The organism is Sphingobium ummariense RL-3 (genome assembly GCF_000447205.1).
Taxonomy (GTDB): Bacteria; Pseudomonadota; Alphaproteobacteria; order Sphingomonadales; family Sphingomonadaceae; genus Sphingobium; species Sphingobium ummariense.
This window is the reverse complement of record NZ_AUWY01000100.1, coordinates 42933-65083: the sequence shown is the minus strand read 5'-3', so window position 1 is coordinate 65083 and position 22151 is coordinate 42933. Positions and strand designations below refer to the sequence as shown.

Sequence of the window (22151 nt, the reverse complement as noted above, 5' to 3'; positions counted from 1 at the left end):
GATTTTCCGAGCGACAAGGGGGGCCACAATCTGAACGCGCCTGGGACCAGGCCAACGCGGTCGCTTAAATGCTGGGCAGTAAATCGTTCATTTGGTCGGGATTAGTTATGATGGTGGCCGCGCAAGTCTTATGGTCTATCGCGGCCATAACTTGTTCAACGTTCATGCCGCCGAAGCCGTTCTCTGCACGATATTTCATGCGGGCGGGGTGGTAGCCGGTTCGCCGCGCAGGCCATATGCGGGTCTCATCATGTTCGAAGGATTTGGGGTTCCGCAGATTTTCTTTAACCTGCTCGACAAGAGAGCCGTTTGAGCCGTCCCAATCGCTTAGGCAATGGAAGCCGCGCGCCTCGTCCCGTTTTTCGCCTGCCGCCAGTTCTTTCGCCTCCGCCGCAGCTGCTCCATTTTCCATAGCAACGCCCGGCTGACCGCCGCCGCCTTGCCCAGATATCGCAAGAACTATTAGGAATATCAGGACCGAAGCAACGACATAAAATTGTCTATTGGACAGCTTCATCTACCTAACCCCCTAATGGAACAGGGATAGTATCCCGTATTACGTCATCCCTGATAAAGCTTTTCTTTCAAAGGAGCGCGCGCCCGGTCCATCACGCGGGCAAGTAGGTCGGCTGGATCGTCCCTTGTCAAATCAGCCATCGCCTCGCCAACGGTGCCGCCTATTTTCTCTTGCCTTTCCGCGACTTCCTCCGCGCAGGCGAGGCATATGCGCTCAAAGATCGTTGCATATTCGCGCCATTGCGCTTCGTAGTGCGGCAGAGCGATGCGCCTGGTTTCGATCGCATCGCGCGACGGAGCCAAGAACAGGGCGAGGCAGCGCCCTTCAAACATGCGCTGCGGTCCGAGTGCTTCGGCCCGATCCTTTGCCGCAAGCCGATCGCGGCCCAGCGTCCGGTAGCTCTCGACACGACGCCGGGCCTTCTCGGGAATTTTACCACGCCTCCGCCACTGGCTAATCGAGGCTTGGCTAACTCCAATCATTTCAGCGAGTTGGCTCTCGCTTTTCGCTCCCACGCTTTCGCGCATACTCAGGATTTCGGCGTCAATTGCCGCTAACCGATCATTGTCGTTTGACAATTCCATAACAAATCGCGATGTTATCGACTTGTTATGGAGAAAGCGTGATGATCCATCAGCCTATGGACGGCCCCGTTCACCCGGAAGAAATTAAGGCGCGCATTCGCATGCGCTACCGCACAATGAAGCGGTTCGAACTGGAAAAAGGCCTGCAAGTCGGTTCGGTCTCTCGCGTCATCAACTTCGATACGCCGTGGCTGGTTACGGCGCAGGCAATCGCGGATGAACTGAATATCCCTCTGCATCGCGTGTCCACCCACTATTACAAAAAACTCGTCACCCACGCTGTTAGCCGAAAGCCCAAGGCAACGCACCGTCAAAATGCGGGGGTGATCTAGACATGGGTGCATTGGTTTTATGCGCTACCGATCTGCGCGAAATGGATGGACAGCCGCGAGTGCTGGATGTGCGGCTTGGTGAAGTGCTGGGCATGGCTCAGCCGCGCAATATTCGCGACACGATCAAGAAGCACGAGGCGCGCCTTTCCAAGCATGGACCAATTTGCACGCAGCGCGTGCAAAATGGGCAGCGCGGTCGCCCCACGACCCAATATTTCCTCAACGAGCGACAAGCCTACCGGCTTTGCATGTGGAGCGAGGCACCCAACGCTGATGCCGTGCAGGAGCAGATGGCTGATGTGTTCTATGCGTGGCGGCATGGCCGGCTAGCTGAGCCGGTCTATGATCCGACCCGCGAAGAGTTGGCCGACCTGCGGCAGAAGGTCGAGTATATGTCGGCGATCTTGGATGCTCACAAGGCGTGGACCAACCCCGCCATGCCGCAGGCGCTACCGCGCTCGCCCACTGTCTTCCGCTACACCGACGCGCAAGGCAACGTCCGGCGCCAGCGCTATTCGAAGTGGCACCACGACGAGCCGGTCATGGCGGCAGTTGTCGCTCTGCATCGCCGCATGACGATCAGCGACGCGGTCGCAAAGCTGCAAGAGCAATTCGGGATATCCCGCGCGCCTTCGCGGTCCAGCCTTGGCCGGTTCTGGAAAGAGGCGCTGGACCCGTTGGCGGGCGTCATCACACGGCCCCGCCTCCAGCGAGTGGACGACAAGTGAGCGCGTCCGACAATGATCCTGCCCCTTCGCTGAGGGACCAAGCCTATGCCGACATAGCCGGCATGAAACTGTCGTTGGCTTTGCAAGAAATTGCCGCGATGAACATCACTGTCGCGCGTTCTATCGCCGACCTTCTGAACGACGCGCTAGACCTTGCTGTGGGAGATGCTCACCCGCTTGGGGCGCGCGTCATCGCCGGCATGCTCGACGATGATATCGAGCATCGGATTGCTTTCTACGAGGTGTTGTTCGGCGACGATGATCAACGGGCCGCCGTCTACGGCCCCAATGGGGCGAACTGACATGGCGCCCCCGCAAAACCCCGCCGCGCTGCTCCAGTCCGCTGGCTCCTACACGTCGGAAGACGAGTTGATGGACATTGCCGGGCTGGCGCTGGGCATGGCGCTGCGCGAGGTCGCGGCGTCCAGCGCCGTGGCGGAGCTGCGTCTGCGCCGGTTTCTGGAGGAGGCAACGGAACAGGATTGGGCGCGCGAGCATGGCCTTGCCGTCCGGTCCATCGTCGCCGCGCTCGACCGCGATCTTATCGGCAAGGTCGCGGACTTGATCCAAGCGGGGAACATTCACAGCGTCGCCGATCTGGTGGCCGGCGCCGGAGCGGTGAACTGACATGGCGGCCCGCTTCCAATCCGCTCCGACCGCTGCCCTGGACCATACGCGGCTCATTTTGAGCCGCGTATGGTCCGGGCCGATACTGCGGAAATCTTTGCCGCAGTATAGCCGCGCGGCAACGCCCTGCGAACCCGCAACGCCCCGGCATAGTCCGCCCAAATTGAGCCGACTATCGGGCGGGCCGATACGGCGGAAATCTTTGCCGCCGTATGCCGCCCAGGCGGCGCGGTCGTCAGCCGATAGTCGGGTAATCTTTACCCCACTTCACGACTTCACGTCGGACGGGCTGGCGCCGCCGTTGGCTGATACGCGGGTAATTTTTACCCTCGCATCGGCGCGGCCGGTAGCGGCAGGGCATGCGTCTGCCATCCCGGCAGTCGCATGGGGAGATCGCAATACGGCGGACATCATGTCCGCCGTACAGGAGGCGAGCGCCACGCTTCGCCATGCCAGTGCCAAGTTGGCACTGGCATGCGGCCGCGCCGATAGCCGTGCCAACTTGGCACCACTATCCCTCCGCCCCGGTGCAGCGGCAACGTCTGCCGCTGCACCGGCCCTTTCCGAGCCGCCGTGCCAGTGCAAACTTTGCACTGGCATCCATCCCGCCGGATACTGCGGACAAGGTGTCCGCACTATGGCTCGGGCGTGCGGGCATACGCGTGCAAAGTTTGCACTCGTATCGGCCGGCGACCCTACGCGGGTGCAGTTTTGCACCGCGTATCAGGCTTTCACGCCAAGCGACCCGCGCGGCGCACGGCTTCGTTCCCGGCGCCCCCAGTCCAGCGGCGTCATCCACCGATTTTCGTCACTCACCTGAGGCAGAGGGATTCCCCATGGGCATGCACGCACCTATCCCGACCAATCACAACTCGTTTTCCAACCGGGCGCTTGCCGAGCGCATCGGCGACATTCAGGCGCAGACCGCCGACGCTATCCGCCGCGCCCGCCGCGCGCAGGATTTGAAGGCCCGGCTAGTCCTGAAAATCCCCTATCATGAATGGGCGGCTGCGGTGGAGCGCGGGCGCACGAGCGAGCTTGTGGAGGCCTACACGCCCAAGGGCATGCACGCCGTCCATGACTATGTGGACGCGCCGCGCTGCCCACCCTGGGCAACCCGGAAATATCGCGGTGCGATTCCCGACAGTGCAGACGAGCGCGCCGCCCATGTGATCGCGAATCGCGACCGCGTGACGGGCGCTTGGGGGAGCCTTCGGGCCTCGTTCGAGCGCGCGCAGGCCAGCCGGTGGAGCGAGGCCGCCGATCGCGTCCGGTGGGATCGGCCGGGCGCGCTCGCATTGCCGGGACGGCTGGAGGCCGCCGTTGCGCGACCGAGCCGACTGGAGGCTGCCTCGCGACCGGCGCCTGGAAGCCTTGCCGCCAACATAGCGCGGCCCGCACGGCGCGGATTTGCCGCCACGGTGGAGTTGGCCCGCATCTGGCAGCGCCTCGACGCGGAGAGCTTCCCGCGCCCGATCGGTGAAATGCTGTTCGATCTAGGCGTCAACGGCGACCCGGTCACGGCGAAGAAGCTGCTGCAACGGGCGCTCAACGGCTGCTTGGCCAAGTTCCTGATCGCGCTTCCGCCGCTGAAAGTTGATGGCATCCTGGGCGAGAAGACGAGGGCGGCGCTGGACGTCGTGCTTGCCAATGCAGCCTCGGGGATGCCCGTGCTGAAAATCGCCTACCAGGAGGCGGCCAAGGCTCAATACCGATCGACCGGCGCCGCCACACTCGCACAACCGGCGCCGGGCGGCTTGGCCGCGACGGTCGATCGGTTGAAGGGGCTGGGCGGGTGGAGCGGCGGCGATGCGTAGGCCGGCCATGGAGGCGGGTTCCCTCCGCCATATCGCTGCGCCGGCCTGCGCAAGGCGCAACGCGCAATCGGAAGAGCTTGACCCCCGCATGGCGGCGTTCGCCGCGACCATCGCGCGCTTGCGGGCACGGTCCATCAAGAAGGAAACGGAAGAATGATCAACGGCCCTTCGCTCATAGACGACGTCGCCGACGTGATGGAGATACAGGCTGATCTGGCGCGCCTGCTGGACGCAATCGAGAACATGGCTGGCGAGCGCATCGACATTGTAGAGGCGATTGCCCGATCGGCAAAGGCACGGCTTGAAAAGGCCGAGCGGGCCTTCGGGCGGATTGCCCAGCTATGCACTGCTGCCGGCGCCGACGATCAGCGGGGCAGGCGGGCCGCGTAAGGCTCCTCCGGGTGCCTTTCAGGCCTCCGGAGGACCGTGGCGCGCCGCCACTCGCGGCGCTCGATCCAACCGGCCTAGGCCAGCTTCAACGCCTACCACAGGCGCCCCCGGAAGGCGGACAACCCCTCGTTGATTGCATCGCGAAGCGATGCGCGCTATGCCGCCGCGAGGGGTCCGATTGTGGAGCATTCCGAACTCGGGTGCTCAAACCGATCCGGCTTGCCGGCACCCTTCGGACCCCACCTTATTCCGGCCGGCATGCCCATTACACGCATAAGGCCGGAAAATTGCCCGCTAGAAGGGCGCGGGGCGCTCAAGGCCCATTCCTTCGGAAATTTCCCCCGCTTGCCCTCTTAGGCCCTTTTAAATCGCTCCTAGGGCATATTCAGGCCCCGGCCTCCCCTCTCAATGGCGAGCCGGCGCGCGTCCCGCCGCGCTACGGACGGTCAGGCCATCGCGACATTGCCCACCAGGCACTTGTCGCGGCGTGGCGACATTCCCCCGGATCGCCTCAATGCGTTGATGTAAGGGCGCATCATACAGTTGATCTAAACAAGGCTTCCAAGCGGGGAGCCCTCATGCCGAGCGACGACAGTGACAGTATCAGCCTCGTTGACACCGTTGCGCGTGTTGCTGGTTATGATGCACTGAAAAGCCTCAAAGAGCAACTTGGAGGGCAGCGCATCTATATTCCAGCGGCCAACGCAATTCGTGCCGCCCACCCTCTCGTAAGGGCAATCGGACTGCAAGCGGCCCTGAAAGTCTGCGCGGAACTTCATCGGACAAGCCACTATGTCCCCCGGCCTACCACGAAATCGCGAGAAGCGATTATCCTTTGGGCAGCGCGAATTGGGCTGTCGCGCAGCGAAACCGCCCGGCATGCCGACTGCACAGAGACCTATGTTTACAAAATCCTCGCCCTCGCGCGCGCGGCCGGCAGACTGCCCCAGCGGGAACAGTCGCCCTTATGGCGGCTTATGGGCTATGAAAGCTTCGCGTCCTGCCCCGAGGCCGCAAGCCGCGTAAACATAACGTGCGGCGGGCGCTCCGATGTGCAGCAACGTTGGCCAGTGATCGCTTGGGCGAAGCTGGCTGGCCTTGGCACCGATACCGTGGCCGGGCTGATCGGCGGCGAGCGGCAACAGGTACTTTATATCGTCGGCAGGCTGCGCCGGGCCGGGTATCTGTCGCCGGCCGCGCTTCCCGAAACGGCAGGGCTCTACGCGGCGCCCACGACCAGGGCACGCGGTCATGCTTGATCCCTTGCAGAGCGCTCCGCTGCATCCAAAGCGATTTCAGCCGTTGCCCGGCGCGTCAAGCACGGCCCACGCGGGCTGCTGCCGCCGTCCTCAAAGGGGGCGGCCCATGCTTAATCCCCTCACCACTGCCGTTCCGGTCAATGGCGCGGTGAAAATCGGCGCGACTTGGCGTTCGATGAAGCGAAAGCGCCCGCTAATAGAGCATCGGGAGGAGATATCTCCTCCTGTAGTAGGAGGTTTCTCCGGTTATCTATTCGTCGTCAGGAAAGGGACGGCGATGATAGATAATGAGTTCATCGAAGACGGTGATGAAGTCTGGGATGATGCAGACCGGCAATGTATTCTTTCCACCGCGCGGCGCAGATGCGGACGAGAGGTCGCGGACAAAATCCAGTCTGCCTTTGGTGGGACGGTAATCTATGTCCGCATCCCGCGCAACATAACGCCCGACTGCGAACTCGCCCAAGTCGTTGGCGTGGCCCAAGCGAAGCTGATCGCGGAGGAACTTGGCGGCTGCAGCATCGACGTTCCCAGCCTTAGCACGGCGAAGAACCGCGCGGACCAGAATGTCATCCGGTGGGCGAAGCTGGCAGGACTCCCGAATAGGAAAGTGGCCACCCTGGTCGGGATGTCCGAGCGCCACGCCCGTTTCCTAGCGGCGGGCCTGAGGGCTGTCGGAAGATTGCCGGCACTCGATACGGGCCGGCGCTGGAACCAGTATGGTTGAAGCCCTCACCATCTCCCGCGCCGCCGTTTGCCCAAGCCCTCCCCGTGGAAGGAATGCCCATGTCTGATCTGTTCATTGAGGTGGCCGCCAGCCCGATCGACATGGCGCCGGTTGGCGGCGTCCCGCGCCGGGTGAAGCTGCTGCCGGTCGGGCGGATCGAAATGCGCGACGGACGCGGCCCCTACACTGTCCGCGACCAGCAGCATGCCGAGCGCATCGTTGACGCGACGCGCGCCTGGCTGGGATCGGCAGACTTCAATTTCGATTACGGCCATGCCGTGCAGCGGGACCAGGCCGCAATCGCGGCCGGGTGGGCAAAGGCCTCCTCCCTCACCGCCGAACCGGACGGCATCTATGCCGAGGTGGAATGGACCAGCGCCGCCGCACAGAAGATCGCCGCGCGCGAATATCGTTACCTAAGCCCCCTCTTCCTGGCGGGGAAGACAGGCGAGGTCCTGCAACTAAAGAACGCCGCCCTTGTCACGATCGGCGCGATCGACTTGCCGGCCGTCGCGGCTGCCATCCGTATGGGCGGTAGGTTGGTGGAAGGCGAATTCCAGCCGCTGACGCTGGAGGAACTGAAGGCAGCCGCGCGCGGCTCACCGGGCGAAATTCAGACAGCCTTGACGGAAGAAGAGCAGCACCATGCCCGTAGGATAGGGATCGACTTCGCCGCCTACCTGCAACTGAAAATCAGCCAGATGGAGGAGGATGCGGAGCGCGCGGGCATCGCCGCCTCTTTCTACCGGGGCACGGGAATGGAGCGCCTGTCCGCCGACGAGCGCGCCGCCTGCGCGGCCCTCAACCTAAGTCATGCCGATTTCCTCGCCGCCAAGCTGGACGTGCCCGTGGCGGTAGCGGCCTCGCTCCTGCATCTCGGGGCACCCATGCCGCCAACGCACGCGGCTTTGTCGGCCGAAGAGATCGAAGTGTGCGCGGCGCTGGGCATGAGCCATGCCGATTTCCTTGCCGCCAAGCCTTACGTACCGGCCGGCGTCGCGGCCGGCTTGTCGCCGCGCAAGGTCCCAGTCCCGGCCAAATTCACGGCCCTGTCGGCCGATGAGGTCGCGGTCTGCGCGAAGATCGGCATGAGCCACGCGGATTTCCTTGCCGCCAAGAACGATCAGCAGGCCTGACCCGGCCGGCCCTCCAACCCCACCTTTGAAAGGACGTACCATGTCACTGAGCGAAATGATCGACGGCTTTGCCAGCGCGCTTGCCGCAACCAAGAACCAGCTGGCGCAGGTCACGGGAGAGATCGAACAGGCAAAGGCCGAGCGCAATAAGATCGAATGGGCGCCAGTACACACAGAGGAGATTGTGGCGGCATTTGAGCGTGGCCTGGTTAACGCCGAGGCGAGCTTTTTAGGAAGGATGTCCTGGTTCCTCTCCGATAGGGAGATGCGCGAGCCTGGCGCCGCCGAGAAGGTAGGGAACGCCCAACCGTCCCTGTTGATGATCGGCGGCATGCCCCCTGCTGCGGATAGGGGCGCTATTTTGCCATTCTCCGCGCTTGGCAAGGATCAAAGGGAGATCGACGTCGCTGCCGTGACCTATTTTATGCGTGACATCATCCGGGCACAACTGCCTGCAATGGTCGAACGGATCTGGCCCGCCGCGAAGCACGGCATGAAAAAAATGGATCGGATGGCGAAGTTGCGTGAAGTCGATAGCAAGCTCCGCAAATTGGAGGCGGAGGCAACGCGTCTCAAAGACGAGATCAACGCCGCTATCGGCGCGGTCAGGCCCGCCAACTGAGCCGCATACCCCCTTCGAACCACAAGGCCCCGATCATGCTGACGCTTCACTATGTCGTTCCCCTCTCCAGCACGCGGCGGGTGAACGGTTCTCTCCGGCCCTGGACCATCGACAAGGTCGATTTCAGCCCGCTTGCCGATGGTGCGCCGCCGCCTGACGAAACGCTCGTGAAGGCCTGCCACCATTCCATGCGCGACGGAGACGGCAAGAAGGTGCCGCAGGACATCCTGCGCACCTACGACCTTCGTGGGGGCCTTGCAGCGGCGTTTCGCGAGGTCGAGGCAGGGCCGGGCAATGAGCCGGTCCAAGCAAAGGAAACCGCAATATGAGCGACCCGAAAGACCGGCCGCCGTTCCTAGACGGCAGCAACCGCTACACCCTCCTCTACCCCGTGAAATACCGGGTGGGCGAGGAGGAAAAGCTACTCGAAACGCTCCAGCTGCGCCGCCTCACCCTGGCCGATCGGCTCATCCTTGACGAGCCGATCGTCTATTCCGAGAAGGTCGCGCGAATCCTCGCCGACATGACCGGCGAGCCGCGCGTCGTGCTGCTCAAGATCGACGCGGCCGATTGCGAGCGCATTGACCAGATATTCGGTCATTTCTTGCAGCCTGGTACAGCAACTGGCGCGATCTCCTAGGCAGCCTCGTGCTGGGACACGGCATGGCGCTGCGCGACGCGCTGTCCCTGGACGATAGAATGCTGGAGCTTTGGCTGGACCAGGCGGAACGCATCGCCAAGGAAATGAAAGAGTGAAACTTAGCCTCATCCTAGAAGCGGTGAACCGCACTGGCCGGCCGCTCGACAAGTTCCGTAGCGACGTTGCCGCAGCGGGGCGGTCGAGCCAATCGACCGGCGCGGCGATCGGCGCCATGGGACGCCATATGGAGCGCTCCGAGCGATCGGCGCGCGGGCTGGGAAGAGCGGGCGAAACCATGGGCCAGCGCGTCGCGGCCGGCGCGCGACGGGCCGGCGCCGCTCTGCTCGCCCTGGAACGTCGGATGGAGATTTCCGACGCGACAATGGGCAAGCTGGCGTTCAAGGCGGGCGGCCTGCTCGGTGGCGCGCTTCGCAGCGGCGTGCTGACTGCCGGCACCATCGGCGGCGCGGCGGCAGTCGGTGGCCTGTACAAGATCATGAGCGCCGGTATCCAGTCAGAGAATTTCGAGACGCAGCTGTTCGGGCTGGAAGGCCGGAACGCCGCCGCCGCCAAGAAGGACTTGGACTGGATCACCAAGTTCGCGGCCAACACGCCCTATGACCTTGCCCAGGTGACGCAGGCGTTCATCAACGCGAGGAACGCCGGCATCAATCCCATGAACGGCTCGCTGGCGACTCTCGGGGATGCCGCTGCCGCCCTCAACAAGACCTATGACGATGCGATCGGCATGCTCGCAGACGCCAAGACCGAGCAATATGAGCGCATGCGCGAGTTCGGCATCACGCCAAGCCAGAAGGACGGCAAGGTAACGCTGCGCTATGTCGATCGCCTTGGAAAAGACATGGTAAAGATCGTCAACAAGGCGGGCAACGAGGTCGAGCGCGCCACGCTTCAAATCCTTGCGGAGAAGTTCGGCGGAGGCGGCGACCTTCTGTCCAAGACCACGCTGGGCAAGTGGAATAACCTGACCGACCGAATGTCACAGCAGGCGGTCAAGGTGTGGAAAAACGGCTTCGGAGACGAGGTGAAGCGCCAGCTTGATCGGGCCGGCGCCGCTTTCGAAAACGCCGAGGCCAATGGATCGGCGGACAGCTGGGCGAAGAGCACAAGCCAGGCGCTTACGTCCGTGGTGAAGGTGATCGGGGATCAGCCGTGGGAGCAATATGGAAGGGATTTCCGCACTGTTGCCAACGGCATCCGCGACATCGCCAATGCGGCCGTCTATCTCAAGCAAAAGGCCGGAGCGATCGACATCACGCCCTTGCTACCGCCGCAGCTTCGCGCGCTTCGCAACGGCCTAGACGCCTTGCATGGGTATCAGCAGGCGCGCGACCGGGCGACCCGGCAGGCAAAGCCGAAGCCTTCAAACGGTGTGCCGTTCTTCGACACTATGGATCGGCGACCCGCGCGCAATTCATCGAACGGCGTCCCGTTCTTCGACTCGATGGAGGCGAGGCCCCACACGCGCGCAACTCGGGCACCATCCCGCAAGGGAGCGGCTGTAGCTCCACAACCGCAAAAGGCGCAGGTCGCGCTTCATGTGAGCGCCGATCGGGGCGTTTCCGTGAAGACGCAGAAGGTGGTTGCTACGGGTATGGACGTAGACGTCAACACCGGCCGCGCCATGGGGGCTTTCGCATGATGACCCCGCCGTGCAGCATCCGCGCCTTAGCCACCTCTTACGGGCCGGTACGGGCCTCCTCGCTTTCGCTTTGGGCATGGGAATGCATCTCCCCATGTTGCGTGCGTAGCTGATCATGCGCCGCAAACGGCGGGGGGCGTTTTATCGTCGCGCCTCCCGCCGTCCCAGACCAACGGCTCCTGCCTCTGGCTAAAAGGCGCCTGAGAGGCCTCTTACGGCTCTTTGAAAAGTCTGTCACAACGGAGCTTCCGGCGCGGGGGCGCTTCCCCTAGCGCGGTGCTACAAAAACTCTTGTCCCACGCTCTAAAAGCTTTTGTCGCGCTTCACTCAGCAAGCTTCGCGCGCCGCTCGTCATAGAAGCGGTGCACCAGCGCCGCGTCGCGCTCCAGCGCCTCCGGTGTACAGACATCCTCGACACGGTGCCCTTCCCACAACCCATCAGGACCACGGAAGGTCGCGAGCCCGCTTTCCGCGGAAATGCCCGCGCCCGTAAGGATTACGATGTTTTGAACATGAGGCATTACCGCTGTGGACTCCCATCAAAAGCCTGACACGGAGGCTGATTCCAACAGATTGCACCCGCTCTTGGCATGCCGGTCACGGCCTTTCTTTCTCCGGCTTGCGCGGCACTACTGATAGGATATCCATCCGAGCCCGCTGGGACCACTGGCCGGTCGCCGCCACCGCCAGCGCGATCAGGCTGCCGATCTGCGCCGCCGCCATGTCCTTCTGCGGATCCCACACATCCCCCTGCTGCCCGTTATAATAGTCGGCCGTCTCGCCTGCGGCGACAATGGTCAGCAGCCATTCGAAGATCTCATAAACCGCGCTGCCCAGCCCTATGGCCGCGAAGGCGAAGGCCAGGCTCCAGCCCCGCCGCAAGCGCCCGAAACGCCGCGCCGCCTCGGCCACCGGCAGGGTCAGCAGCGCGCCGAAGGCAAAATGAACCAGCCGGTCGAATCCGTTCCGCTTCCATCCGAAAATACCGGACACATCGCGCCCGAACACCAGCCGCGCCCATTCATCATAGGGCACATAGCTGTAGATATAGCGCGCGGCGAGCGTGTGAAGCAGCAGGAACAGCCAGAGGGATACGACGGCTCGGGTCGACAGCGGCCAACGACGAAGCAGCCATGGCGCGACGAGGAGGAGGAGCACGGTCGGTCCGTGCTGGAGCGGTGCGAGATCGGGATAGGGCTGAGCGATATTCGCCGCGACGATCGCCGCGCCCAGAAGCATGATCATCCGGCGCTGCGAGGCTGGAAGACCGTTCCAGACCACAGCGCCGGGGATCATCAGACTGCCTCAGCCCTTCTTGAGGTGCCGGCGGCCGAGCAGTTCGGCGATCTGTACCGCGTTGAGTGCCGCGCCCTTGCGCAGATTGTCGCTGACGCACCAGAGCGAAAGGCCATTGTCGACGGTGGAATCCTCGCGCACGCGGCTGACAAAGGTGGCATAGTCGCCCACGCATTCGATCGGCGTGACGTAGCCGCCGTCCTCGCGCTTGTCGACGAGCATCACGCCGGGCGCCTCGCGCAGAATCGACTGGGCCTTGGCCGCGCTGATCTCGTCCTCGAACTCCAGGTTGATCGCCTCGCTATGCCCGACGAATACGGGCACGCGAACGCAGGTCGCCGTCACCTTGATCTTGGGGTCGAGGATCTTCTTGGTTTCGACGACCATCTTCCACTCTTCCTTGGTGGAACCGTCGTCCAGGAAGACGTCGATATGCGGGATCACGTTGAAGGCGATCTGCTTCGTGAACTTCTTGGGCTCCGCCGGATCGCCGACGAAGATGTTGCGCGACTGCTCGAACAGTTCATCCATGCCGACCTTGCCCGCGCCGGACACCGACTGGTAGGTGGCGACGACAACGCGCTTGATGGTCGCGGCGTCGTGCAGGGGCTTGAGCGCCACCACCATCTGCGCGGTCGAGCAGTTCGGATTCGCGATAATGTTCTTCTTCGTATAGCCGTCGATCGCCTCCGGGTTCACCTCGGGCACGACCAGCGGCACGTCCGGGTCCATGCGATAGAGCGACGAATTGTCGATCACGACGCAGCCCGCAGCCGCGGCCTTGGGCGCATAGTCCTTGGCCGGGCCGGAACCGGCCGCGAACAGGGCGATGTCCCAGCCGGCGAAATCGAAATGCTCGATGTTGCGGCATTTGAGCGTCTTGCCGGTGTCACCGAAGTCGACCTCCGTGCCCGTCGATCGGGAAGAGGCGACGGCGGCGATCTCGTCGATCGGGAACTCGCGCTCGGCGAGAATGGTCAGCATTTCGCGGCCCACATTCCCGGTGGCACCAACGACGACGACCTTGTAACCCATGATGAGAGACTCCACTCGACTGCAGATATTGCGGAGCAGGCGCCATAGCTATACTGGGGCGTTTGTCCAGAAAGAAGGCCTATGATGCTGGAAAGCCAGCGGATAGCGGGTCCTCTTTCACCTGTTCTGCCAGCGGTCGACGATCGACTCCCTTCCTGCGAAAGCCGTGACCATCTTGAGTCCTCTACCGACACTCCCACCCCTGCCCGATCACTGGTTCCATTCCTTCCGCTTTCCCGACGGAACGCAGGTGACCGGCATCAAGCCTTTCGAGGGCCTGATGGCGGAAGCGGACCAGATTTTCGACCAGCCGATGGAGGGCCGGCGCGTGCTCGACATCGGCGCGTGGGACGGCTTCTTTTCCTTCGAGGCGGAAAGGCGCGGCGCGGCGGAGGTGCTGGCGACCGATCATTTCTGCTGGTCGGGTGAAGGATGGGGCGACAAGCGGGGCTTCGACCACGCCCATGCGCGCTTCGGGTCAAAGGTGCGCGCGCTCGATCTCGACGTGGAGGCGCACCGGCCCGAGGAACTGGGCACCTTCGACACGGTGCTGCTGCTGGGCGTGCTTTATCATGTGACCGATCCCTATCGCACGCTGCAGGCCGCCGCGGCCATGTCCCACGACCATCTGGTGATCGAGACGGTGACCGCGCTGCGGCACGAGCAGCAGCCGGCAATGCGTCTCTTCACGGAACTGGAGCTCGATCGGGATTCCACCAACTACTGGGCCCCCAACATCCTCGCCCTGCGGGAAATGTGCCGGCGCTTCGGCTTCACCCGCTTCGCCGTGAAGCCCGCGTCGCTCGACAATCTGGGGTGGCGTCGCCTCGCCATGCCGTTCCGGCGCAAGGACCGCTATCGCCGCGCGATCGTCCACGCCTGGCGCTAGCATAAGGGTCCCCATATCCCGTCCGACGCCGCAATGCCCCGCTCGACCGCGACAGGCATCAAGTCTTGTTATCGCTATCATATAGTTGATCGGAAGTTTTTTCGCAAAAAGGCGATGCAGGCTCACGGAAAACGGAAGGACGTCCATCGTAACTCCTGAAGCCATCAAATAATGGCTCTTAAAAGGAGGGGGTTATGGCACGTCGTACTTTACGCGGCTCACTTTGCATGTCTGTCGCATGCATGGCCTTGTTTCCAGCCTTGCCTGCATTTGCCGCAGAGGCGAGCGACCAGCAGGCCGATGCAGCGGCAACCTCCCTGCCTCAGGAAGAAAGCGCTTCCGAACGGCCAGTGAGCACGCCCGACATCGTCGTGACGGGGTCGCGCATCATTACCAACGGCAACAACTCGCCATCCCCTGTCACCGTCGTTTCCACCGAGCAGATCCAGCAGGTTACGCCGTCCAACGTGCCCGATGCGCTCAACAAGCTGCCGGTCTTCTCCGGATCGAACAACCAGTCGACCTTCGGCGCGGCGGAGCGCAACTTTTCGGGCAACTATCTCAATCTCCGCAATGTCGGCGCGGGCCGGTCGCTGATCCTGTTCGATGGCCACCGCTTCCCGCCGACGACCACCGACAATCTGGTCGACACCAACACCATTCCGCAGCTGCTGCTTCAGCGTGTCGACGTGGTGACAGGCGGCGCCTCGGCGGTCTATGGTTCCGACGCGATCACCGGGGTGGTCAACTTCATCGTCGATCGCGCCTTCAACGGGATCAAGTTCAACATCCAGGGCGGTCAGTCCAGCCGCAGCGACAATGCCTCGATGCGGATCGGCGGCGCCTTCGGCATCCCGCTGTTCGACGGCCGCGGCCATTTCGAAATGAGCCTGGAACATTATGATTCGGAGGGCATCGACAACAAGCTGGGCCGCGCCTACGGGCGCGCGGTCTATTCCACGCAGGGCGCCGGCACCGCCGCCAATCCCTATCGCGTGGTCACCAACACCCGCCTCACCAACTTCAGCCGCTTCGGCATCATCAAGACGGGCGTGTTCGCCGACCGCGTCTTCGGCGGGCCAAACAACACGCTGCGTCCCTTCGTCCACGGCACCCCGACCGGATCGTCCGGCGTGGAAAGCGGCGGCGACGGCACCTTCTACAACTCGACGCTGCAGGCCAGCCTGCGGTCGAGCCAGGCCTTCGCCCGTTTCGACTATGACGTCACCGACGCCATCCACTTCTACGTCCAGGGAACGGCTACCAAGTCCTTCAACCAGTTCTCCAAGGAAGAGAATGTCATCAACAACCTGACATTCTCGGCCAACAACGCGTTCCTGGCGCCCGAATATCAGGCCGCCATGCTGGCCGCGAACCAGCCGACTTTCACCTACGCCAAGCAGATGACGGAAGCGCCCCGCCTGACGCCGACCGCATGGATCAAAAGCTATTTTGCGATCGCAGGATTGGAAGGCCGCTTCGGCGACTTCAACTGGGACATCGCCTATTCGCACAGCGAGGCCCGCCAGCGGGTCGCGACCGTCAACAATATGAGCTTTGCCAAGCTGTTCGCGGGCCTGGACGCCGTGCGGGCGCCCAATGGCGAGATCGTCTGCAACGTGACGCTCACCAACCCCGGCCTCTACCCCGGCTGCGTCCCCATCAACCCGTTCGGCGAGCGCGCGATCAGCCAGGCGGCGCAGAATTATATCCTGCTCGACACCTATTTCCGTCTGCATAACAAGATGGACGATCTGGCCGGCAGCATCTCCGGATCGGTCTTCGACACCTGGGCCGGGCCGGTCAAGGTCGCGTTGAGCGGCGAATATCGGCGCCTGACGATGGACCTCGTCAGCGACGCGCAGCCGACGGAGCGCGTGGACTGCACCGGCCTGCGCTTCAACTGCCGTTCGACGACGCCGCTCTATGCGTCCAACGTCGTCGGCGACATGCGCGACAAGCAGCAGAAGGTCAGCGAAGCCGCTATCGAACTCGATATCCCGCTGCTCAAGGATTCCACGATCGCCCGTTCCTTCAATGTCAACGCGGCCGGCCGTTACACCCATTACAACACCAGCGGCAGCGTGAAGACCTGGAAGGTCGGCATCGACTGGCACCTGACCGACGACCTCCGCCTGCGCGGCACCCGGTCGCGCGACATCCGCGCCCCCAACCTCAACGACCTGTATGCGCCGGTGAACGTCAATCCGTCGGGCTTCAACGACCTGCACACCGGCATCACCGCGACGGTGCCGGTCCAGAGCTCCGGCAACCCGGACCTGAAGCCGGAGGTCGCCCAGACGCTGACCATCGGCGCGGTGTATCGGCCGAGCTGGCTGCCGGGCTTCAGCGTCGCGGTCGATTATTATGAGATCAGCATGAAGAATGCGATCGGCAACGTCTCCGCCAGCAACAGCTCGGTGCAGCGCGAGTGCGAGGACAGCAACGGCGCCTCGCCGCTGTGCGACCTGTTCGAGCGTCCGCTGCCGTTCAGCGACCGTTCGCCGGCGAACTTCCCGACCCGCGCCTATTCCCGCGCGCTCAACGTCGCTACGCTCGATACCCACGGCATCGACGCGGAAATGAACTACAACACGTCGCTATGGGGCGGAAATCTCAACCTGCGCGGCCTGTTCGCCTATCAGCCCGAGCTGATCGCGGTGAACTTCCAGGGCTCGACCCCGCTCAACCGCGCCGGCGCGGCCGGCCTGCCGGCCTATCGCTTCACCGGCTTCGTGCACTATGACATCGACGCGATCTCGGTCGATGTGCAGCAGCGCTGGCATAGCTCCACCCGTCGCAGCTCGGACCCGACCCAGATCTTCGACGCTCCGCGCGTCGGCGCCCGGACCTATACCGACCTGACGCTGGCCTATCGCCTCAAGACGCCCGGCGACCGGTCGGCCCAGTTCTTCCTCACGATCCAGAATCTCTTCGACCGCGATCCCTACCCGTTCGTGAACACCGGCGCGCCCAGCACCGTGCCCGGCTTCTTTGTCCCCGTGACGAACGGCGACGACCCGATCGGCCGCTACTTCACGGCCGGCGTCCGGTTCAGGCTGTAAGCCAATGATGTTCCGACCTTTCCCGCTCGCCAGCAACCCGGTGCGAGGCGGAGCATTCGCCCCCTCTGTCGTGACCGCCTTGCTCCTGCTGGCAGCGGGAACACCGGCCGACTGCAAGACCAGCTCGGGCCTCTGGGAGACCCTGCCGGACGGTCGGCCGGTGCACCGTTTCAGGATGACGAATGCTTCAGGGGCGAGCGTGACCGTCATGGAGGTCGGCGCCGCGATCACCGAGATCAAGGTGCCGGATCGCAAGGGCGTGCTGGCGGATGTCGCGCTGGGCTATGACCACCCGGTCGATTATCTCACCAACAATTCGCCCCAGTTCGGCCTCGCCATCGGGCGCTATGCCGGGCGGATCGCCGGGGGCAAGTTCACGCTAGGCCAGACCGAATACAAGCTGGTGACGCAAGGCCGATCCGCCACGTCCATGCACGGCGGGCCACAGGGGTTCGGCACGCGCTTGTGGACCGGAAAGGCCGTGCGGACCAAGGAGGGCGAAGGGGTCCGCTTCTCCCTCACCAGTCCGGACGGCGACCAGGGCTTTCCAGGGAAAATGCAGGTCAGCGTGACTTATAGCTGGACCAACGATAACCGGCTGATCATCGACTATGAGGCGACGACGACGAAGCCCACGGTCATCAACCTGACGCAGCACAGCTATTTCAACCTCGCCGGTGCCGGCAAGGGAGACATATTGGATCACATCCTGAAGCTGGACGCCGATTTCTACACCGACGCGCTGCCGGACAACACGCCGACGGGAGAGATCCGGGCCGTGCGTGGGACGCCGTTCGACTTCAGCCAGGGCAAACCCATCGGGCGCGACCTCAATGCGCCCGATCCGCAGATGGTCGCGAACCGTGGCTTCAACGTGAACTATGTGCTCAAGCGCTCGACCATTCCCGGCGAAGTCGCGCCTGCGGCCCTGCTGACCGATCCCAAGACGGGCCGGACGCTGCAGGTGCTGACGAGCGAGCCCGGGCTGATGCTCTACACCGCCAATTTCATCAACACGCAGCGGCCAATGAAGGGCGGCGCGCCCTATCCGCTGCGTGCCGGGGTGGCGCTGGAAACCCAGCATTTCCCCGACGCGCCGAACTGGCCACATTTCCCCCGGACCACATTGATGCCGGGGAAAACCTTCCACAGCCGCACGATCTTCGCCTTCGGCACCGGCGGGGGATAGATCATTTCCCGGCGGGCACGCCCCCGTGCTGCGCCAGGAACGCCTCGATCGTCCGCCACAGATGGACGCTGATCTTCGGCCCGCCCACCCGGTGAGTCTGCCCCGGATAGACCATCAGGTCGAAGGGCACAGCCGCGCCCTGAAGCGTCGCCATCAGCGCCGTGCTGTTGTCGAACACGACATTGTCGTCCGACATGCCGTGGATCAGCAGCAGCGGGTCGCGGATGGCCGTCGCCTCCTCGATCGCGCCGGATGACGGATAGGCGCTCGGCTTGTCCTGCGGCTGGCCCAGATAGCGCTCGGTATAATGCGTGTCGTAGAGGTCCCATTTCGTCACCGGCGCGCCGGCCACGGCGGCCGAGAACACGCCCGGCGCCTTCTCCAGCAGTTTCAGCGACATGTAGCCGCCATAGGACCAGCCATAGGTCGCGATCCGCTTTGGATCGACGAAGGGCTGCGCCTTCAGCCATTCGACGCCCTTCAACTGGTCTTCGACCTCCACCGATCCCATCGCGCGGTAGATCTGGTCCTCGAACGCCTTGCCACGGTCAGGCGTGCCGCGATTGTCGACCGAAAAGACGATCCAGCCACGGCTCACCAAATACTGGTTCAGCGCGCCACCCCATGTGTTCGTCACCTGCCGCCCGGCGCCCGGGCCGCCATAATGGATCATGAACACGGGATAGCGCTTCCCGGCTTCCAGCGGCGGGGTCATGATCTTGGTATAGAGCGTCGATCCGTCGGCCGCCTTGATCGTACCGAAGCGGGTCTTCGCATGGCTTCCCCAATAGGGCGCATAGGGATGGTCGCCGCGGATCGCGTTCTCCGACAGCCATTGCAGCTGCTTTCCGTCCCGGTCGGCAAGATAGAGCTGCTTGGGCTGATCCGTATTCTGCCGAGTGACCACCACGCGCGACGCGGCGCCGTCCATCACCGCATCGTTCCACCAGCCGCTGCGCGTAAGCTGGCGCAGCGATCCGGCCTTCGCCAACGGTGCGGCATAGAGCTGCTGCTCCAGCGGGGTTTCGCTATTGCCCGTGAAATAGACGAGGCCCCTGCCCTCATCGACGCCAACGACCGCTTTCACTTCCCAGTCGCCGCTGGTGAGCGTCGTCCAGCGGCCATCCTTCACCCGATAGAGATGGCCGTGCCCGCTGCGCTCCGACCACCAGAGGAAACTGCCGTCCTTGAGTGGATGGAAATTGTCGGAGAGATTGATCCAGCTCTTCGCCTTCTCCGTCAGCACCACCTGCGCCTTGCCCGTCGCCGGATCGACCGTGAGCAGGTCGAGCGTCTTCTGGTCGCGGCTTTCGCGCTGGACGTAGAGCGTCCGCCCGTCCTTCGACCAGTCCACCCGCGCCAGATAAATGTCCTTGTCGGTGCCGAGGTCAACCTTCACCTGCCCCGACCCATCCGGTTTCATGACATAGAGGTCGACGATGGCGTTGGGCGTACCGGCGGCAGGATAGCGCTGCTGGTAGACCTTGGTGCCCTCTCCGCCGATCGCAGTGCGGGTGACGATGCCGACCGGGCTCTCGTCCACGCGGGCGACAGCGATGCGAGCGTCGTCGGGCGACCACCAATAGCCGGTACGCCGGTCCATCTCCTCCTGGGCGACGAACTCGGCAACGCCCCAGCTCACCGTCTCGCCGCCCCCCTGCGTCACCTGCTGCTCACTGCCGCCGATCGGCTGGACGAACAGGTTTCCGCCACGAACATAGGAGACGAAGCCGCCCTTCGGACTGACCACGCCGTTCAGCTCTCCGTCGGGCGTGTCGGTCAGCCGCTTCACCGTCCCGTCCAGGCTCGCGAGATAGAGGTCGCCGTCCACCGGCACCAGAATGGTCTTCCCATCCGGCGACCAGTCATAGCTGACGATGCCGGTGCTCCCCGCGACGCTACGATCGCGTTCGCGCTGCATCTTCTCGGCTTCGGAAAGCGCCGCGCCGCTGCCGGTCTTGCGCGAGTCGACCAGCATCCGCTCCTGCCCCGTCGCGGTGTCGATCGCCCAGAGGTCGAGCCGCTCCTTCTCGTCCGGCCGGGGCTTGAGCAGCGTCACCAGCTTGCCGTCGGGCGACAGCTTGAGCGCGCGCGGCTGCGGTCCGGCAAGGTCGGGACTGGCGAACACCCGCTCCAGCGTCAGCCTCTCCTGCGCATGGGCCGGAAGAGCAGGCAGCACCAACAACGCGCAGAGCGCCACGCCATATTTCAGAGCAACAGGCATCGACATCCTTTCGGGGTCGGCGCCGCAGGCAGGCGGACACCGGATCATGCGCAATCGCTTAGCGCGCCGCATGCGAAAAGATCAATGTGGGGAAATAATCTGTCCAACCACAGCCCGGCAGGCCGTGGTGGGCGCGACAGGGATTGAACCTGTGACCCCACCCGTGTGAAGGGTGTGCTCTACCGCTGAGCTACGCGCCCCCTGAAAGGAAGGATGCGGCCATTGGCATCGGCCGGGCGGACTGTCAAGCCTGCTGAATCGCTCTTACCGATCGCGCGTCCGCTCGCTATAGCCAATCCGTTATATGGAGCCCGTCAATGCGCAAAGTCTTCGTCACCCTCATTACCGCTACGCTCCTGACCGCCCTTGCCGCCTGCAATACGGTGCAGGGCGTCGGCCGAGACATCGAATCCGTCGGCCGCGCTGGCAAGGATGCGATGCACTAAAGATCAGCGACGGCGGATCATTGCAGGCTGCGGGCTACGCCGCCGATATTCTTGCGCAGCCGCACGCCGTCGCAATCGGGTTCGCCGCAATCGCACGCCTCGATCGCGTAGCGGATGCCGCACATGATCAGGTCTTCGCGATCGAAGGAATAGTTGGAAATGCCCGCCCGCTCGACCTTTTCCTGGGCCCTGGCCTTGAGAGACATGCGAGTCCTGCCTTTCCGAATGGTCACCGATGATTGATGCTGCAATGCACAATGTCAATTGATCCATGCTTGTTCCCTGACTGATTGGAGGGGAATAGTCGCCCAAAGGACACGATCCGGCGCAACGCGGCCCCATGCTTGCGCGCTGCCCCGGACGATCCCATATGCCGCGACATGAACGACCCACGCAGCAGCGCCATGCCGGTCTGGCATGGCACCACCATCATGTCAGTCAGGAAGAACGGGAAGGTCGTCGTCGCGGGCGACGGCCAGGTGTCCATGGGCCAGACGGTGATGAAACCCAACGCCCGCAAGGTACGCCGCCTGCACGACGGCTCCGTCATCGGCGGTTTCGCCGGGGCGACCGCCGATGCCTTCACCCTGTTCGAACGGCTGGAGGCGAAGCTGGAACGGCATAACGGCCAGCTGATGCGCTCCGCCGTGGAACTGGCGAAGGACTGGCGCACTGACAAATATCTCCGCAACCTGGAAGCGATGATGATCGTCGCGGACCGCGACGTGACGCTGATCCTGACCGGCAACGGCGACGTGCTGGAGCCGCTGAACGGCGTCGCCGCGATTGGCTCGGGCGGCAACTACGCCCTCGCCGCCGCGCGCGCGCTGGTGGATTATGAGGAAGATCCGGAGGCGCTCGCCCGCAAGGCGATGGCCGTCGCCGCCGAGATCTGCGTCTATACCAACGACCAGCTGACCATCGAAACGCTGGAGTCTGCGGCTTAACTCCCGTTCGGGCTGAGC

At 63.6% G+C, this 22151-nt stretch carries 25 protein-coding genes, 1 tRNA gene and 1 pseudogene; 18 read left to right on the top strand and 9 right to left on the bottom strand.

Annotated elements, in window-relative coordinates; genetic code table 11:
• Positions 1–64: 64 nt before the first annotated feature.
• Together M529_RS49305 and M529_RS49300 are read right to left on the bottom strand one after the other, a co-directional pair.
• Positions 65–517 carry a hypothetical protein gene (locus M529_RS49305; protein WP_152522618.1) on the bottom strand — a complete coding sequence of 151 codons (453 nt, stop codon included), beginning with the start codon at positions 515–517 and terminating at the stop codon, positions 65–67.
• A 44-nt stretch (positions 518–561) separates the two neighbouring features.
• Positions 562–1101 carry a helix-turn-helix domain-containing protein gene (locus tag M529_RS49300; protein ID WP_152522617.1) on the bottom strand — a complete coding sequence of 180 codons (540 nt, stop codon included), beginning with the start codon at positions 1099–1101 and terminating at the stop codon, positions 562–564.
• A 41-nt stretch (positions 1102–1142) separates the two neighbouring features.
• Between M529_RS49300 and M529_RS38765 the strand changes: the two genes are divergently transcribed.
• On the top strand, positions 1143–1433 hold the full coding sequence (locus tag M529_RS38765) for a helix-turn-helix domain-containing protein (RefSeq protein WP_021318657.1): 291 nt from the start codon (positions 1143–1145) through the stop codon (positions 1431–1433).
• Positions 1434–1450: 17 nt separating this feature from the next.
• On the opposite strand, the gene M529_RS50335 is transcribed toward M529_RS38765, so the two are convergent.
• Complete coding sequence (locus tag M529_RS50335) at positions 1451–1666, bottom strand: hypothetical protein (RefSeq protein ID WP_236617697.1); 216 nt, start codon at positions 1664–1666, stop codon at positions 1451–1453.
• Between the two features lie 57 nt (positions 1667–1723).
• Here M529_RS50335 and M529_RS38760 point away from each other — a divergent pair, with 57 nt between their 5' ends.
• The 12 genes from M529_RS38760 to M529_RS47810 all read left to right on the top strand — a co-directional run bounded on the left by M529_RS38760 (position 1724) and on the right by M529_RS47810 (position 11042).
• Positions 1724–2161 (top strand): hypothetical protein, encoded by a 438-nt coding sequence (locus tag M529_RS38760; protein WP_236617696.1) that lies wholly within the window; start codon positions 1724–1726, stop codon positions 2159–2161.
• Positions 2158–2463, top strand: coding sequence for a hypothetical protein (locus tag M529_RS38755; protein WP_021318655.1), 306 nt, complete (start codon positions 2158–2160; stop codon positions 2461–2463). Before M529_RS38760 ends, M529_RS38755 begins: the two co-directional genes overlap by 4 nt.
• Position 2464: 1 nt before the next feature.
• Positions 2465–2788 (top strand): hypothetical protein, encoded by a 324-nt coding sequence (locus M529_RS38750; RefSeq protein WP_021318654.1) that lies wholly within the window; start codon positions 2465–2467, stop codon positions 2786–2788.
• An 842-nt stretch (positions 2789–3630) separates the two neighbouring features.
• Positions 3631–4605 (top strand): lysozyme family protein, encoded by a 975-nt coding sequence (locus tag M529_RS38745; protein WP_152522616.1) that lies wholly within the window; start codon positions 3631–3633, stop codon positions 4603–4605.
• A gap of 153 nt (positions 4606–4758) precedes the next feature.
• Positions 4759–4995 (top strand): hypothetical protein, encoded by a 237-nt coding sequence (locus M529_RS38740; RefSeq protein ID WP_021318651.1) that lies wholly within the window; start codon positions 4759–4761, stop codon positions 4993–4995.
• A 578-nt stretch (positions 4996–5573) separates the two neighbouring features.
• Complete coding sequence (locus tag M529_RS49295) at positions 5574–6254, top strand: hypothetical protein (RefSeq protein ID WP_152522615.1); 681 nt, start codon at positions 5574–5576, stop codon at positions 6252–6254.
• A gap of 106 nt (positions 6255–6360) precedes the next feature.
• Complete coding sequence (locus M529_RS38725; RefSeq protein ID WP_152522614.1) at positions 6361–6981, top strand: hypothetical protein; 621 nt, start codon at positions 6361–6363, stop codon at positions 6979–6981.
• 59 nt (positions 6982–7040) lie between these two features.
• Positions 7041–8117, top strand: a complete 1077-nt coding sequence (locus tag M529_RS38720) for a phage protease (RefSeq protein ID WP_021318647.1) — start codon at positions 7041–7043, stop codon at positions 8115–8117.
• A gap of 40 nt (positions 8118–8157) precedes the next feature.
• On the top strand, positions 8158–8739 hold the full coding sequence (locus M529_RS38715) for a hypothetical protein (RefSeq protein ID WP_021318646.1): 582 nt from the start codon (positions 8158–8160) through the stop codon (positions 8737–8739).
• A 35-nt stretch (positions 8740–8774) separates the two neighbouring features.
• Positions 8775–9068 carry a hypothetical protein gene (locus M529_RS38710; RefSeq protein WP_021318645.1) on the top strand — a complete coding sequence of 98 codons (294 nt, stop codon included), beginning with the start codon at positions 8775–8777 and terminating at the stop codon, positions 9066–9068.
• Positions 9065–9379, top strand: a complete 315-nt coding sequence (locus M529_RS38705; RefSeq protein ID WP_021318644.1) for a phage tail assembly protein — start codon at positions 9065–9067, stop codon at positions 9377–9379. Before M529_RS38710 ends, M529_RS38705 begins: the two co-directional genes overlap by 4 nt.
• Positions 9380–9491: 112 nt before the next feature.
• A complete protein-coding gene (locus M529_RS47810; protein WP_152522613.1) occupies positions 9492–11042 on the top strand; it encodes a hypothetical protein in 1551 nt (516 codons plus the stop codon).
• A gap of 326 nt (positions 11043–11368) precedes the next feature.
• Here M529_RS47810 and M529_RS38695 read toward each other — a convergent pair.
• The 3 genes and pseudogenes from M529_RS38695 to M529_RS38685 all read right to left on the bottom strand — a co-directional run.
• Positions 11369–11563: pseudogene (locus M529_RS38695) on the bottom strand (Sir2 family NAD-dependent protein deacetylase); the annotation flags it as partial.
• Positions 11564–11639: 76 nt separating this feature from the next.
• Positions 11640–12338, bottom strand: a complete 699-nt coding sequence (locus M529_RS38690) for a DUF2238 domain-containing protein (RefSeq protein WP_021318640.1) — start codon at positions 12336–12338, stop codon at positions 11640–11642.
• A 9-nt stretch (positions 12339–12347) separates the two neighbouring features.
• Positions 12348–13373 carry an aspartate-semialdehyde dehydrogenase gene (locus tag M529_RS38685; protein WP_021318639.1) on the bottom strand — a complete coding sequence of 342 codons (1026 nt, stop codon included), beginning with the start codon at positions 13371–13373 and terminating at the stop codon, positions 12348–12350.
• A 166-nt stretch (positions 13374–13539) separates the two neighbouring features.
• On the opposite strand from M529_RS38685, the gene M529_RS38680 reads away from it, so the two are divergent.
• From M529_RS38680 to M529_RS38670, 3 genes are all read left to right on the top strand, one after another.
• A complete protein-coding gene (locus M529_RS38680) occupies positions 13540–14262 on the top strand; it encodes a class I SAM-dependent methyltransferase (protein WP_236617695.1) in 723 nt (240 codons plus the stop codon).
• Between the two features lie 242 nt (positions 14263–14504).
• A complete protein-coding gene (locus M529_RS38675) occupies positions 14505–17327 on the top strand; it encodes a TonB-dependent receptor domain-containing protein (RefSeq protein ID WP_051184062.1) in 2823 nt (940 codons plus the stop codon).
• 70 nt (positions 17328–17397) lie between these two features.
• The gene (locus M529_RS38670) at positions 17398–18516 is read left to right on the top strand and encodes an aldose epimerase family protein (RefSeq protein ID WP_236617694.1); all 1119 of its coding nucleotides are present in this window, start codon (positions 17398–17400) and stop codon (positions 18514–18516) included.
• Between the two features lies 1 nt (position 18517).
• Here the strand turns inward: M529_RS38670 and M529_RS38665 are convergent, their stop codons facing one another.
• Together M529_RS38665 and M529_RS38660 are read right to left on the bottom strand one after the other, a co-directional pair.
• Entirely contained in the window at positions 18518–20746 is a 2229-nt protein-coding gene (locus M529_RS38665; RefSeq protein WP_408021291.1) for a S9 family peptidase, read from the bottom strand.
• A 119-nt stretch (positions 20747–20865) separates the two neighbouring features.
• Positions 20866–20940, bottom strand: a tRNA-Val gene (locus M529_RS38660).
• Between the two features lie 117 nt (positions 20941–21057).
• Between M529_RS38660 and M529_RS38655 the strand changes: the two genes are divergently transcribed.
• Positions 21058–21186 carry an entericidin A/B family lipoprotein gene (locus M529_RS38655; RefSeq protein ID WP_021318634.1) on the top strand — a complete coding sequence of 43 codons (129 nt, stop codon included), beginning with the start codon at positions 21058–21060 and terminating at the stop codon, positions 21184–21186.
• A 17-nt stretch (positions 21187–21203) separates the two neighbouring features.
• Here M529_RS38655 and M529_RS38650 read toward each other — a convergent pair whose 3' ends face one another.
• Positions 21204–21392 carry a hypothetical protein gene (locus M529_RS38650; RefSeq protein WP_021318633.1) on the bottom strand — a complete coding sequence of 63 codons (189 nt, stop codon included), beginning with the start codon at positions 21390–21392 and terminating at the stop codon, positions 21204–21206.
• 174 nt (positions 21393–21566) lie between these two features.
• Between M529_RS38650 and hslV the strand changes: the two genes are divergently transcribed.
• Positions 21567–22133 carry an ATP-dependent protease subunit HslV gene (gene hslV, locus M529_RS38645; RefSeq protein WP_040600931.1) on the top strand — a complete coding sequence of 189 codons (567 nt, stop codon included), beginning with the start codon at positions 21567–21569 and terminating at the stop codon, positions 22131–22133.
• The last annotated feature ends 18 nt before the right edge of the window (positions 22134–22151 follow it).